This is a genomic window from Mesorhizobium sp. B2-6-1, assembly GCF_006440475.1.
In the GTDB taxonomy this organism is placed as follows: Bacteria; Pseudomonadota; Alphaproteobacteria; order Rhizobiales; family Rhizobiaceae; genus Mesorhizobium.
On sequence record NZ_VFUH01000013.1, the window covers coordinates 81,878 to 95,701 of the forward strand.

Consider the following 13,824-nt stretch of genomic DNA (forward strand, 5'->3'; position numbering starts at 1 on the left):
TGGACCTGCCTGTGATGTTTTCATCGCTATTGATTCGACCTAGGCGGCACGTTGGAGAAGAGAGCTCCTAGTCCCTCTGCGATCGTCAGGTGCGTGATGACGGCATCGCGAAGCTTCGGGTACGGCAGCTTCGCCAGCATGGCAGTCTGGATGGCAGCCAAGACCTCGCCGGCTTCGGAACCGATCATCGTGAACCCTAGGATACGGTCATCATCCCCGCCCACGACAGCCTTCATGAACCCCTGGGTTTCCTCAGTTGCTTCGGTGCGCAAGACGCTGCTCATCGGCAACTTTGCGACGCGCACGCTGACATCCTGGCGTTGTGCTTCGCCTTCGCTTAGCCCGACACGGGCAAGCGGCGGGTCGGTGAACATCGTGTAGGGCACCAGCCGATCGCGCGTGCTGCGGTTGCCGCCTGCCAGATTGTCCCTGACGATGCGGAAGTCGTCGACGGAGACATGCGTGAACTGCGGGCTGCCGGCGCATTCGCCTAGCGCCAGAACATCAGGCGCGCTCGTCTCCAGCCGCTCGTTGACCCGAATGTAGCCGCGTCCGTCGATTTCGACGCCAAGTTTTTCGAGACCAATTCCGGCAGTGTTCGGCACGCGCCCCGCCGCAACAAGGAGATGGCTGCCCTCCAACGTCGGCTCGCCTGATGAGGTGCGCACGGCCACGCTGATGCCTTCGCCAGAGCGGCCATGCACATTGAGAGGCTCCGCCCCTATAAGGAACTCGATACCTTCGCCAGCAAGAAGCCGACGCATCTCATCGGCGGCGTCAGGATCTTCGCGGCCGACGAGTTGAGGACCGGCTTCTATTACGGTCACGCGGCTGCCGAAACGGCGGTAGGCCTGCGCCAGCTCAAGGCCGACATAGCCGCCGCCGAGCACGATCAGATGCGGTGGCAAGACATCGAGCTCCAGGGCTTCGATGTGTGTAAGCGGTCGTGCCGCCTCAAGGCCGGGAATGCTCGGAATGGCCGCATGCGTCCCGACATTGATTGCGACTTTATCACCAACGAGCAGTCGCGTGCCGCCGCCGTTCAAAGCCACTTCGAGCGTCTTTGGCGCCACAAAACGGCCGCTCCCCATGATTAGCTCCGCGCCGCTGGTTTCGTAGGCGTTGAGATGGAAGGCGACCTCCCGGTCGATCATGTCCTGCTTGCGGCGGCGGACCTGCGCCATGTCGGTCACAGCGGGTCCGATGACCGTTCCGAACTCCGCGGCGTGACGGGTGAGGTGTGCGACCCGCGCGCTCCAGAGTTCATTCTTACTCGGCAGGCAAGCGACGGCTGGACAGGAGCCGCCGATCCATCGGCGTTCCACGACCGCAACCTTCTTTCCCGCGCGGGCCAGGTGCCATGCGAGCAGCTTGCCGCCTTGGCCGCTGCCGAGGATCACCACGTCATATTGTTCGGGCTCAGACATGAGTTCTCTCCGTCAGTTCTGGATGAAGGATATGAGGGAGGCCGACTCCAAGACGCTCCCGCAGTGCCGTCGAAGAAAGGCCGGCCGCCTAACGCTGGCCGCCGGAGGCCGTGATGCGTTCGCCTGTCAGCCAGGCGGATTGGTCCGAAGCGAGGAAGATTGCGACGCGCGCAATGTCATCGGGCCGTCCCAGTCGGCCCATCGGCAAGGTTGCTCCGATATTTCTGGCAGTCTCACCTTCGATGCCTGCCACCGCCAGACCCTCGGTCTCGGTCATGCCGGGTGCGATCGCGTTGACGCGGATATTGCGGCCCACGAGCTCGTTGGCGAGCGCCTTGGTGATTGTATCCACCGCGCTCTTCGAGGCGGAATAGATGACCGAATTCGGCACAGGATTGGTGCTCGAAATCGTACTAAGATTGATTACGCTGCCGCCGGCAGGGCCAAAGGCGTTTACGGCTTCCTGCGTCGTTAGGAGGATGCTCAGCACGTTGGTGTCGAACTGGCGATGGAATTCTGCTTCCGTCACCTCCTCCAAAGGGGCGAAGCGGTACACGCCCGCATTGTTGACGAGGATACTGGGCCTTCCGAACGCGGTCTTCGTTTCGGCGAACAGCCGCTTAACGTCGGCGCTCTTGCTTACGTCCGCCTGGATCGCAACGGCCTTGCCGTGGCCGCCCAGGATCTCGCCCACCACCTTGTCGGCATCGCTCTTGTTCGACGCGTAGTTGACGACAACGGCCGCGCCCGCCTCGGCGAACTGCCGGGCGATTTCCGCGCCTATGCCCTTCGATGCGCCGGTCACTATTGCTACTTTGCCCCTGAGATTGTCCATGGTCTTACTCCTTTCAGCTTTGTGAACCGCCGTTGAGTGGCGTGTTGCTCAGGAGTTAAATCATGCGCAAATCGGCGAGTAGCGCTGCCGATCTCATATAATGTATACGTATTCCGTATGAATGATCGGCTCCAGCAACTCGCGATGTTCGTTCGCACGGTGGAAACCGGCAGCTTCTCGAAAGTGGCCCGAGAGTTCGGATTGTCGCAACCCTCCGTCTCGCGGACGGTCGCGGCGCTGGAAGAACGGCTGGGCGTCAAGCTACTCACGCGTACGACCCGCGAACTTTCGCTAACTGATGCCGGCGAGGCGCTGCTTTCCCGGGCGCGCGAGGCACTTGCTGGGATCGAAGAGGCGGAGAGCGCAGCGCGTGGGGCGGATCAGTTGTCGGGGATATTGCGGGTGGCTCTGCCGGCGACTTATGGGGTGCGGCAGATCGTACCGCTGCTGCATGGTTTCTTGGAGCGGCATCCTTTGCTCAAGGTCGATCTCATGATGTCCGACCGCTACGAGAATCTCGTCGCAGAAGGCGCAGACATGGCGCTCCGCCTGGGCAACCAGCCGGACTCCAGTTTCGTGGCGCGTAAACTTGCCGCTAGCCGCCGTTTGTTCGTGGCCGCGTCTACCTATCTCGCACGACGCGGCACACCGACAAAACTCGCCGAGCTTAGTCAGCACCATCTCATTGGCGGTCCCAGTGATACGGGCGATCAGAATTGGACCGCCCATCGCGAAGGCGTTACCGAGGTTCAGCCCGTCAGCCCGCGCGTGCGAACCCGCTCTGCCGCAGGTGCTATCGCTTGTGCGAGCGCCGGCCTCGGTATTGCGATCGCATCGAGGTGGATGTGCGCGGACGAGCTTGTCTCGGGAGCTCTGGTTGAAATCCTTCCTGACTACAGCCTCGAGCCGGTGACCGCCTTTGTCGTGTTCCCCGCCGGGCGACGCCCTTCGCAGAAAGCCCGCGCCTTCAGCGACTATCTGGAGCAGGCACTGCGCTAAAAGGCAGAGTGCAGCCGCTACGCTGAGATCGACTGTTCGCCTGGCACTTTGCCGCCATTGAGAGCCGCTTCTGGCGCGCGTTCAGCACGCGCTGGAGCCTAGGAGCAGATCCGGCGCCTTCATGATAAATCGAGGTCAACCGGCCGAAACGCTGAACTCCTCTTGGCGGCACTTCACGGCCGCTACTGACCCAGCGAGACCTCCTCGCCGGCCTGCATAGGAACCGGTGAACAGGCCGGCCTTCAAGAAGGCCAGAAGCTCGCCCTGCGGTGTCTCGACGAAGATCGGCAAGCTCCGCACGGTCCTTCAGTTTTTTGGACATTCAGCGCTTTCTGAGGACGTCGCGCTCCATCGCGCTGACGCAATGTGGGCGAGCCACTCCTCCGGCAAGAGCGACACGATGAACGGTGGCAAGTTGCCTGGGATCGTCTCGCGAATGAGCAGCGTGCCGCCTGTTCGGTGAGCAGGCTTCCACCGCCTCTCGAAACCGTCATGGATCAGCTGTCCAAGCGAGATCCCGTGCCAGGCAACGAGAAACTCCAATGCGGACTTGTTGCCGGCGATTTGCCGGCGTCGGCCCGCGCCGAAAGATAGCGTTCTGCCCCTGCCCTTCCCGACACCAGCTGTTCTCACGGGCGAGCGCCCAAACCGCGTCCGCGGCTGCTTGCGGCGATCCAAACTCACCGATGAGACGCACAGCAAGTTGTGCCCGCATCTGCCCGGGTATCGCACTCGCATGGTCGCCGCGCAGCCGGAACGCTTCCAAAAACCCCTGTCGTGGGGACGAAGCATCGGTGCGCAACTCCCCCATGTCATCTCCAACAACAACGCCCATCGTCGACGGGTGGGCTGGCGCCTCATTTTGAATAATCTCGAGGGTGCGTAGGCGGGTGCGCTGGTTGCGTCGCCCGCTGATAAAAAGCCGCCCGTCCGGCGTAGGTCCGAGCAGAATCGCACTTGCCGATGACAGATACGCCGTTGGATAGAGATAACGTGCGATCCGAACGGCATGGTTCAGGATCGTGGTCTCGATGTCATCGGCAGCATCGACATAGATACCGCGAACGAGCTGAACCAATTCGCCTGCTTGCGAGCGCAGATGGGCATCGTGCGACTTCACGAGGCCTTCAGAAACTTGGCTCCTCTGACGTACAGCTGTGGCATGGGCCGTTTCAATTGGTCGTGCGCGCATTCGAAAACGCCGAGGCATGTTTGCAAGGCGGGCGGCGGTGCCCGATCCGTGGTCCAGCCCTGACTTGGCTTCTCGTACCGATCCAGCGCAGTCTCGGCAGGCAGACGCAGAGTGCTCCACCGGCGGGGCAACCCCACCTCGCTATCCTCTGCCAATTCGAGAGCCATTCATATCGGCACGTCTAGAGTGCAGGCTGCTCAACGCAGCCGTTCAACTCCTTCTCTCAACGCAACACCGGTCGCGCCGCGATCGACGATTGCGGCCTCTTGAAGTTGCTTGTCACGGCGCCCTTGCGCCTGCGTCGCCATCCGGGTTTGCGGTCGGCAATGGCAGGCAGACTCGACCGGCATCGCTGAAGTCGCAAGGGCAGCCGCCCTGCCCTACCAGGATCGCTGCAATGTGAGCTGCCCAATGATCTCAGTGGCTCGATTTCCGACAGAGCCCTTTACGACATGTAAAACTGGATTCCCGTGGATCGATCGCAATCGGGCGCGCCAATGAGGATCAAAAATTGCAGCGCCCCTGTGCGGTTTGAGCAGCGCTTGGCGGATGGCGTCCGTCAGCGCTGGGCGGGTTGGAACCGCCCTGCCAGGCACCGGTCCGCTTGTGCCACCCTCGACCTTTGACTGGCGCGATCTTTACTGCGGTAAAAACTTGCCCTTGTCGCAGAGAAAACATGCATTTAGCCACGCAGCGGCAGAGTCCTGGGTTCAGACGACAAGCAGCCGCTATGATCTCGCTATTCGGCAGTAAGACGCCTGCTGGTGGCGTTAACCTTCTGTTAACCCAAAACTTCTTGCCGGGCTGTCCGAATCGGAGCTTAATGGCGCTTGTTGAATAGTTTCTTCGCAAAAAGCGCCAATTCAGGTTTCGACAAGAATGAATATCGCCATGCGGCTACCACGCTTCGAGTTCGATGACAAAATCCTCGAGCAGGGTGCTGAGATATCGCGACGCCTCAATCAGTTGCGCATGGAGAAATTTCCACCCAACGCGACCAAGACGCTGCGTTCATTTTCGATGGCAGAAGTCGCCCACTATCTCGGTGTGTCGCAAAACAATCTGAAGCGGCTACACCTTGAGCGCAAGGGTCCTTTGCCGGAACAGATGCCTTCCGGGCGCCGCTCCTACACGGCCGCGCAGATACTCGAACTTCGCCATTTTCTGGACCAGCATGGCAGGACCGAGGTCAAGAAGTATGTCCCGCACCGCAAACCCGGCGACAAGCTCCAGGTCGTTGCGGTCGTCAATTTCAAAGGGGGCAGCGGCAAGACAACGACTGCCGCCCACCTTGCCCAGCACTTGGCTCTGACAGGTCACCGGGTCCTCGCGATCGATCTCGACCCGCAAGCCTCGCTGTCTGCTCTGCATGGATTTCAACCGGAACTCGACCGCAACCTCTCGCTCTATGAGGCGATCCGTTACGATGACGAGCGCCGGCCGATCTCCGATGTGATCGTGCCGACGAATTTTCCTGGCCTGGATATCATTCCGGCCAATCTCGAGCTGCAAGAGTACGAGTATGACACGCCGCTCGCTATGCAGGACAAATCCTCCGCTGCCGGCCGGCAGTTCTTCGTCAGGATTGCAAACGCCTTGTCCGAGGTGGACGACCGCTATGACGTGGTCGTCGTCGACTGTCCTCCGCAACTTGGCTATCTGACTCTAACGGCCATGTCGGCGGCGACGTCCGTTCTGATCACCGTTCATCCCCAAATGCTCGACCTGATGTCGATGAGCCAGTTCCTTTTGATGCTCGGCGGCATCTTGAAGACCATCAAAGCCGCTGGCGCGGCGATCGAACTCGATTGGTTCCGCTATCTGATCACGCGGTACGAACCGACAGACATTCCGCAAGCCCAGATGGTCGGCTTCATGCAGTCCATGCTTGCTGGCCAGATCCTCGAAAATCCCATGCTCAAATCGACAGCGATCTCGGATGCGGGCCTGACGAAACAGACGCTCTATGAGGTGGAGAAGTCGTCTTTTACCCGCTCAACCTATGACCGGGCGATTGAATCGCTCGACGCGGTGAATTCGGAGATCACGACACTTATTCACCGCGCCTGGGGACGGACATGACGACGCGGTTTACGGCAGTAAATAGTGGCAATTTTTGCCGTGAATTCAGTCCATTAGCCGCGAATCGGAGCGATTGAATGGCACGCAAGGACATTTTCGGAAGTGTCATGGGTCCCGCATCGGCAGTCGCCGATGCCCAGGACGTCTCGAGCTACGCCGTTCGTGGTGCATCACGGTCGATCATACAGTCGTTCCAGGAGCTCTCGAAGGGCTCAGTCGTCGATCTCGATCCGGATTTGGTCGACACCTCATTCGTGTCGGACCGTATCGACGATGACGATGAAGCGTTTCAGGAGCTGCTGGTTGCAATTCGGGAACGTGGCCAGGATTCTCCTGTGCTGGTCAGGCCCCACCCTGACATTTCGGGACGTTTTCAAACTGTCTTTGGCCACAGGCGCGTCAGGGTTGCCCGGCAGCTGGAACGGCCTGTGCGCGCCGTCGTCAAGAAGATGGACGATAGGGACCATGTCATCGCCCAAGGCCAGGAGAACGCCGCCAGAGCTGATCTGTCCTTCATCGAACGGACGCTTTTTGCCGACCGCATCCTCAAGCGGGGCCATTCGCCTGATACGGTGAAGTCGGCCCTCGCGCTCGACGATACGACCTTCTCGAAGATGCGCTCCGTGACCAGCACCATTCCAGAACAGGTCATTTTGGCGGTAGGGGCTGCCAAAGGCGTTGGCCGAGACCGCTGGTGGCAGCTTGCCAAGCTTATGGAACATCCTGGTGCGGCGGCGAAGGCCATGGAGTGCGTGAGCCGCGCCGATTTCGCGCAGCAAGGCAGTGAGGCCCGTTTTGCCCGTCTGTTCGACCTTGTGAGCGCCTTAGAAAAGCGCCCACGCGCAGCAGCGAAGCCCAAGGAGCGGGCGTGGATGCCCCAGGACAAATCCGTTCAGGCCAAGATCACCGACACGGGAAAAGTGTTTACGCTTGCCTTTAAGTCCAAGGAAGCATTGCCCTTCGGTACATTCATTGCCGGCAAACTCGATGAGCTTTTCGAGGCATTTCGGGAGTCGGAAATGGCGAAGAAAACAGGAGACTAAGACCGCAAAAGAAAAAGGCCCCCGAACGTCACCGTCGCGGAAGCCCTTCTCACGTCTGTAGCAAGCTGAGAATCGCATTTCCCCGAATCACTGTCAAGAGTCGTGGCGCCGTTTCGGCGAGCAGATTTCTTTTGCCTGATTGAAAGGTGAGGGAAATGGAGAGTGGGTACGCGACGACGCCCTTTGGGCGGCGGCCGATGACGCTTGCGCTGGTGCAGGCGAATGCGGCATCACGGGAGATCCCGCAAGGATCTGCTGTCGAAAAATGGCAAGTCTACCGTTGGCTATGTGAAGGTAAGTCCATCATCGGCGTGGGTGACCGCGCCCTGGCAGTGCTGAACGGGCTGTTGTCCTTCTACCCGGATGACCAGGTCAGTGAAGAAAACGGCTTGATGGTTTTTCCGTCGAACGCACAGTTGTCGCTGCGCGCGCACGGCATGGCCGAGTCCACGCTTCGGAGGAATCTGGCCGAGCTGGTGAGTTGCGGGCTGATTGTCCGCCGCGACAGTCCGAACGGCAAAAGGTTTGCTCGCAAGGGGCATGGCGGGAATATTGCGGAGGCATTTGGGTTCTCGCTGGCGCCGCTGCTGACACGGGCAGCGGAATTCCAGCGAGCGGCGGAGCAGGTCCGGTCCGACGCTCTGGCGCTCAAGTTGATGCGCGAACGGATCACGCTCCATCGACGCGATATTCAAAAGCTTGTCGAGGCCGCGATCGAGGAGGGCGCCGCGGGCGATTGGGGGGCGGTCTGGAGACGGTTTAGGGCTATCGTGGAGGCAATACCGCGCAGGGCCGGCCTGTCCGATCTGGAGAGCATCGTTGCAGATCTCGCCGAGCTCCACGATGAAGTGGATAGGATGTTGGAAAGCTTTATGAATTCCACGAATCCTAGCGCCAATGAATCCCATAATGAGCGGCAGCAATCTGATTCAAACACAGACTCTACTTTTGTATTTGAACCAGCTTTCGAAAAAAGCAGGGCGGCGGCCGAGCCAGCATCTCCTCCGGCTGAGAAGCCGAAAGGCTACCCAATTGGACTGGTGCTGCGCGCTTGTCCCGAAATTGCGGACTATGCCGTTAACGGGATCGGAAACTGGCGCGATCTGATGATGACTGCCGCCCAGGTGCGGGGATACCTTGGCGTTTCGCCCTCAGCTTACGAGGAGGCCTGCCATGTGATGGGCCAGGAGGTTGCCGCGATCGTGATTGCGTGCATCCTGCAAAGGGCGCAGCACATCAATTCGGCCGGCGGCTACTTGCGTGTGCTGACCGACAAGGCGAGGGCGGGAGAGTTTTCGGTCGGACCGATGCTCATGGCAGCCCTGAAGGCCAATGGGGCAACAGCAAGAATGACCGGATGATGATGAGCACCACAATTTGTGCGGGCGCTCGACCAAACGACCGCTCTGCCTGTAGATGCTTAGCCGACTTTGTCGTGTGAGACCTTGCCCCCTGCATGTCATCGCACGACCGGGCAACATTCTGATCAACCCAGCTTATGCCGTTTTTTACTGGGCCGCGGCTGTTTGGCTCCTGATCAGGGCAGGGGAGGGGCGTTACAGTCCTGAAGCCACCGGGCTCAAAAATGCTCCAGCCGGCGGCAGAGGCGCGACGGGTGTTTGCCGAACTCGCTACCTCGACATGCTCGCGCGCACGGTCGGCTCGATCGGCGTCCGTACTCGGGCGGTGGCAGCAGCCCGGGCTTGAAAGCTGCCGAGAACTGCCATATCTTTTGCACAAGAAATATGCCTCTCAATATGGTAGGACGAATTCTGTGGCCCCTGCATTCAAGATCCTCGAGCAGAATGGACCTCTCATCTTGTCCTATATGGACCGGAACGGGAAGATTGCGATCGAGCAGGTCGCGGACGGTTTTGGCATGTCCAAGGGCCAGTTGGCCCAGACCGCCGGTCTTGCGCGCGAGACCCTTTATCGCTCAGAGCGCAGCGCTGCGGTAAAGACACAGGGGCGTCTGCGGGAAATGCTCGAGATCATCAGTCGCGTGACGGATTGGGCGGGTGGCAAGGAGCAGGCGATGGCTTGGTATCGGGCTCAGCCGCTTCCAGCATTTGGCGGACGCACCGCTGAGGCGCTGGTGAAGGATGGCAAGGCCGCAGCGGTCCGTGATTATCTCGATCATATGGCCGTCGGTGGTTTCGCTTGAGGTTCGTTGGAACCTGCTACCGGGCACACGATCCACGTTGGGCATTCAAGCCGACTTCCGGCGAAGGGGCGGCGATCAGAGGTGCGCGATTAAATCCCAAAGGCGTGCCGGCGCTCTATTTGGCGCTGACCATCATGACAGCGGTCAAGGAAGCCAACCAGGGGTTCGCGCACCGGATCGATCCTTGCGTGCTGTGTTCCTATGAGATCGACTTCGATGACATCGTGGATTTGACAACGGACGAGGCGAGGGGAGAATTTTCTATCGCGCTCGAGGACATGGCCTGCGCCTGGGCGACGGCGCTTAGCGACGGAGAGCGCCCGGCGTCCTGGTCCGTCTACGACAGGCTGCGGCCTCGGAATATTGCCGGCATTGTGGTCCCAAGTTTCGCGCCGAGCGCCGAGAAGGAGGATCGTAACCTGGTCCTTTGGGACTGGGGTCCGGGTCTGCCGCACAAGGTAGCCGTATTCGACCCAAGCGGCCGGTTGCCGAAGGACCAGCTGTCCTGGAGATAACGCACTTTTCCGCATCCGAAGGGCAGGGGAGGGGCGAGCCCGGCCTATAGTCCGCTCGCCTTTGTGAGGTTGACACGGAAGCGATCGCGTCGGCGCTGATAGCGGCGAGTCATTTCAGCCGAGGCATGGCCGAGCTGCTTTTGCACATAGCGCTCATCGACTTCGGCCGAGGAGGCGAGGCCAGCGCGTAGCGAATGTCCGGCAAAGAGCTTTGCTCGTTCACCTTCCGACAGATCGCCGCGCACGCCGGCCGCCAGCGCAGTGCGCTTGACCAGGCGCGCGACCTCCTGATCGTTGAGCCGATCGGCGCCGACCGCCTTGCCCTGCTTGGTGACGCGCCTGAAGAGGGGACCGTGCGCGATACGGGCGAGCTTGAGCCAGGTCTGCACCGCGACAACCGGGCAGGTGGCATCGGACGACCCGCGCCCGACTTCAACCTCCCGCCAGCCGGTCTTGCCGCGAAGCGAAACCAGCATGCCCTTGTCGAGGATATCGATCCAGCCGCGGCCGTCCTCAGTCTGGTCGCGGCCGACGTCCAAAGCCACGATCTCGGAGCGCCGCAGGCCGCCGGCGAAACCCAAGAGCAGCATGGCGCGGTCGCGCAGGCCGCGCAAGGTTCCGCGGTCGAGTGTTTCTAGCATAGCGGTCAGATCCTCGGGAAGGATCGCCTCCTTCTGCCGGGGCGGGGCGGCGTGCTTGTTGCGGATGCCGGCCATCACGGTGGCGATGTGCCGATCCTTGCGGTCCAGCGGCTGGCCGCGCTGCGTGTAGTTCCAGGTCAGGGATGACAGGCGGCGCTCGATCGTCGCTACCGCCTTTTTGTCCCTTCCAGTGCCCGAAGCCTGCGCGGTGATATAGAGGCCGACGGTCTGCGGGTCCGGCCGCGATGGATCAAAAGACTGGCGCCGGCACCAGGCGCAAAAATGCTTCCAGTCGGCTGCGTAGGCGCGACGGGTGTTCGCCGAACTTGCTGCCTCGACATAATCGCGCGCACGGTCGGCGAGCTTTTCGAGATGCGTAGGCAACGATGTCTGTCGCGGGTCAAGGACCGACGGGAGAGGGGAGGGGCCTTCATCCGACCGCCCCATCTCCATGACGACGTCGACAATGTCCGGCAGGTCATCGGCGTCGATTGCGTCGGTGGACACCATCAAATTACGGGCTTTGCCCATCCAGCCTCGTCCATTCTAATGTCGCAGCAATGCGATTCTTGCGAGCGAAGGTGCGGCCAAAGTCCGGAATTGTCCACCGCGAGCTGTGTGACGGAATAGCTGAGGGAATTGTGTCCGCTCCGGTCTTGGTATCGCATCAGCGGGAGCGCAACGGGCCTGTCCGATCCAGGGATGGCCTCTCAAGGGTGGTCTCTCCTTGTTTTCATGTTCAACATCCTATTCCGTTCAACAGATGGAGATCCCAAGATGACCATACGTGGCGCAGCGACAGCCGCAAGCGAGGAGCGGATCGCCCACACCCGCAACCGTCTGGTGCTTGAGCAGGCGAGGGCGGTCGGCCTGCTTGGCGCGGCCAAGAACACCCGCCTTTCCGGCAGGGTGTCGTCGGAATTGATCGAGGCGGCAGAGAAGCGCGCCCATGTGAGCTCAGACACCGAACTGCTTGAGCTCGCCTTGTCGCGGCTGGCGCTCGAGGATGATTTCGGCGCCCGGCTCGTCGGCCGCAAGGGCAGCATCTCCGCGGACATCGATCTTGGCATTTGATCTAGGCGGCGCACTGCGGTCCCTAAAACCTCAGCGGCGCAGCGCTGGGCTGGAACGGCGACCGGATTCCGCCCTGTCCTGGGCAGGTGACCAGTCGCCCGTCGGCGGCGTATTGCTCCTCGACACCAGCGTCTATCTGGATGTCCTGCAGGGACGCACGCCCGAAGCGGTCGATAACCTTCTGACCTATCGGCTCTGTCACCACTCGGCCGTCTGCCTTGCCGAGCTCAGCCATGTGTTCGGCCGGCTCGATCCGGCGCACCCGACGACAAAGTCGGTCCCGGGAGCCGTTGCAGATACGATTGAGGATATTCCGGCGCACCGGCTGCATGCACCCGACGCCAACGCTTGGGAACGCGCCGGCATGCTGGCCGGCCTGTTGTTCCGGCTGAACCATCTGCCGAAAGGGGAGGGGCATGAGCGCCGCTTCCTCAACGATGCGCTGATCTTTCACCAGGCCGGTATGCTTGGGGCGACGGTCCTGACCGGCAATGTTGGCGATTTCGATTACCTCAGCCAGCTTGTTCCGTCGGTGCGGGTGATCTTCTACCGGGCAGCGCCAGGTTTGCGCCCGCAGGCGTAAAAGCGTCAGTGGGATGCACCAGCGCTATCGTTAGCCGTTCCAGGAAAGACCGTCGCGCTGTGGGATGGTCCGGAGGGTCGCTGGGCGTGAATTTTGGGCTTCTGCTCGACGAAAACGGCCATTCGTCCTTGTAGCCCACTAACGAACGATAATGCAACATTATCATTCGTTTGATATGTGCGACAAGTGCGGCGGTTATGTGCAAATAGATTGCTAAAAGCGCCGCCGTGATTCATCGTGCTTGCGATGATTCTGCGACCCAAACCCTCTCTGTCTCGCCATGGCGTGCTCGGCGGCGCCCCTTCGATCGCACCGATGGCAACGGTGCCGGCTTGGTTGCGCCGGGCCATCCCCGATGCGCAAAGCGGTGCAGGAAAAGATATTGAGGACGTGGCGCTCGTTGCCGGCGCCGCCATCGGCGCACTCGATGCGGTGGTTCGGCGGCAGGAGCGGTGGGCCGGCGCCTGGCGGCAGCGGCTGGCAATTTCGGCGGCCGCGGCAACGGCAAAGCAGGCCGGCCGCGTCGAGGACGAAGCGGCCTTGCGCGATGCCGTATTGCTCACAAGACCGGGCGACAACGTCGGTCCCGCCGGCCTTTTCCTTCTTGCTTGGCGGCGGCTGGCATCTCGGCCAGCGCACGATCTGCTGACGGAGAAAAATGTCGAGGCGGTGCTGGAAGATCTAGGTCTCACGCTCAACGATGAGGCGGTCAGCGACCTGACGGACGATCTGCGACAGCTTGCCGCCAACACCGGCACGGTCGAAACGCTGGTCGGAGTCTTCGCGGTCGCGGAGCGTTACGGCTTCCGGCGCGTTCTCGGAGCCTGGCTTGCCGATGTCTTGCTCGCGCAGCGGCTAGGCTGGACACATGCAATCCCTTTGTTGGGCGCCGAAGTGACCTTAGTTGTGGGTACGGGCCGGGCGCGTCGACCAGTGACTGCCGCTCTGGCTGCCGGCGCCGAAACGGAAGCCGATTGGGCCAAAAGCCTGCTGGCCGCGCAGGCGCGCGCTGCGCTGCGCGCCATTGATCTTTTCGCCGAACTCGAGCGCCGCGCGGAACGGCTGCTTGCGGTTGCGCCGAAACTCAGGGCCAAGGCGGCGGACGTCGTCGTGGAAAAGCTGCTCTCTGACGACTCGATCGTCGCCTCGGAACAAATCGCCGGCATGAGCGATCGCGGCCTGCGCCGCCTGTTTGACCGGCTGGTCGAGCTCGGTGCCGTGCGTGAATTGTCCGGCCGCGCCACCTTCCGCATCTACGGGCTGTGAAGA

General features: G+C 61.3%; 13 protein-coding genes. 9 read left to right on the forward strand and 4 right to left on the reverse strand.

Features of this window, described 5'->3' with window-relative positions; genetic code table 11:
- Nucleotides 1–26 precede the first annotated feature (26 nt).
- Together FJ443_RS24105 and FJ443_RS24110 are read right to left on the reverse strand one after the other, a co-directional pair.
- Nucleotides 27–1,427 carry a mercuric reductase gene (locus FJ443_RS24105; RefSeq protein WP_140523077.1) on the reverse strand — a complete coding sequence of 467 codons (1,401 nt, stop codon included), beginning with the start codon at nt 1,425–1,427 and terminating at the stop codon, nt 27–29.
- An 88-nt stretch (nt 1,428–1,515) separates the two neighbouring features.
- On the reverse strand, nt 1,516–2,262 hold the full coding sequence (locus FJ443_RS24110) for a glucose 1-dehydrogenase (protein ID WP_140499716.1): 747 nt from the start codon (nt 2,260–2,262) through the stop codon (nt 1,516–1,518).
- Between the two features lie 117 nt (nt 2,263–2,379).
- Here FJ443_RS24110 and FJ443_RS24115 point away from each other — a divergent pair, with 117 nt between their 5' ends.
- Nucleotides 2,380–3,261 (forward strand): LysR family transcriptional regulator, encoded by an 882-nt coding sequence (locus FJ443_RS24115; RefSeq protein ID WP_140499714.1) that lies wholly within the window; start codon nt 2,380–2,382, stop codon nt 3,259–3,261.
- A gap of 490 nt (nt 3,262–3,751) precedes the next feature.
- On the opposite strand, the gene FJ443_RS24120 is transcribed toward FJ443_RS24115, so the two are convergent.
- Nucleotides 3,752–4,381, reverse strand: a complete 630-nt coding sequence (locus tag FJ443_RS24120; protein WP_210239470.1) for a HipA domain-containing protein — start codon at nt 4,379–4,381, stop codon at nt 3,752–3,754.
- A gap of 951 nt (nt 4,382–5,332) precedes the next feature.
- On the opposite strand from FJ443_RS24120, the gene repA reads away from it, so the two are divergent.
- From repA to FJ443_RS24145, 5 genes are all read left to right on the forward strand, one after another.
- Complete coding sequence (gene repA / locus FJ443_RS24125) at nt 5,333–6,535, forward strand: plasmid partitioning protein RepA (protein ID WP_140499712.1); 1,203 nt, start codon at nt 5,333–5,335, stop codon at nt 6,533–6,535.
- 77 nt (nt 6,536–6,612) lie between these two features.
- A complete protein-coding gene (gene repB / locus FJ443_RS24130; protein ID WP_140499711.1) occupies nt 6,613–7,578 on the forward strand; it encodes a plasmid partitioning protein RepB in 966 nt (321 codons plus the stop codon).
- A gap of 155 nt (nt 7,579–7,733) precedes the next feature.
- The gene (repC, locus tag FJ443_RS24135) at nt 7,734–8,939 is read left to right on the forward strand and encodes a plasmid replication protein RepC (RefSeq protein ID WP_140523080.1); all 1,206 of its coding nucleotides are present in this window, start codon (nt 7,734–7,736) and stop codon (nt 8,937–8,939) included.
- A 467-nt stretch (nt 8,940–9,406) separates the two neighbouring features.
- A complete protein-coding gene (locus FJ443_RS24140; RefSeq protein ID WP_181165405.1) occupies nt 9,407–9,742 on the forward strand; it encodes an MbcA/ParS/Xre antitoxin family protein in 336 nt (111 codons plus the stop codon).
- Complete coding sequence (locus FJ443_RS24145; RefSeq protein ID WP_140523085.1) at nt 9,739–10,257, forward strand: RES family NAD+ phosphorylase; 519 nt, start codon at nt 9,739–9,741, stop codon at nt 10,255–10,257. Before FJ443_RS24140 ends, FJ443_RS24145 begins: the two co-directional genes overlap by 4 nt.
- 44 nt (nt 10,258–10,301) lie before the next feature.
- Here FJ443_RS24145 and FJ443_RS24150 read toward each other — a convergent pair whose 3' ends face one another.
- Nucleotides 10,302–11,429, reverse strand: coding sequence for a site-specific integrase (locus FJ443_RS24150; RefSeq protein ID WP_140523089.1), 1,128 nt, complete (start codon nt 11,427–11,429; stop codon nt 10,302–10,304).
- A gap of 246 nt (nt 11,430–11,675) precedes the next feature.
- On the opposite strand from FJ443_RS24150, the gene FJ443_RS24155 reads away from it, so the two are divergent.
- From FJ443_RS24155 to FJ443_RS24165, 3 genes are all read left to right on the forward strand, one after another.
- Nucleotides 11,676–11,972, forward strand: coding sequence for a hypothetical protein (locus FJ443_RS24155; RefSeq protein ID WP_140523092.1), 297 nt, complete (start codon nt 11,676–11,678; stop codon nt 11,970–11,972).
- Entirely contained in the window at nt 11,962–12,555 is a 594-nt protein-coding gene (locus FJ443_RS24160; protein ID WP_140523095.1) for a type II toxin-antitoxin system VapC family toxin, read from the forward strand. The genes FJ443_RS24155 and FJ443_RS24160 overlap by 11 nt, the downstream gene beginning before the upstream one ends.
- Before the next feature lie 246 nt (nt 12,556–12,801).
- On the forward strand, nt 12,802–13,821 hold the full coding sequence (locus tag FJ443_RS24165) for a DUF1403 family protein (protein WP_140523097.1): 1,020 nt from the start codon (nt 12,802–12,804) through the stop codon (nt 13,819–13,821).
- Nucleotides 13,822–13,824: the final 3 nt, after the last annotated feature.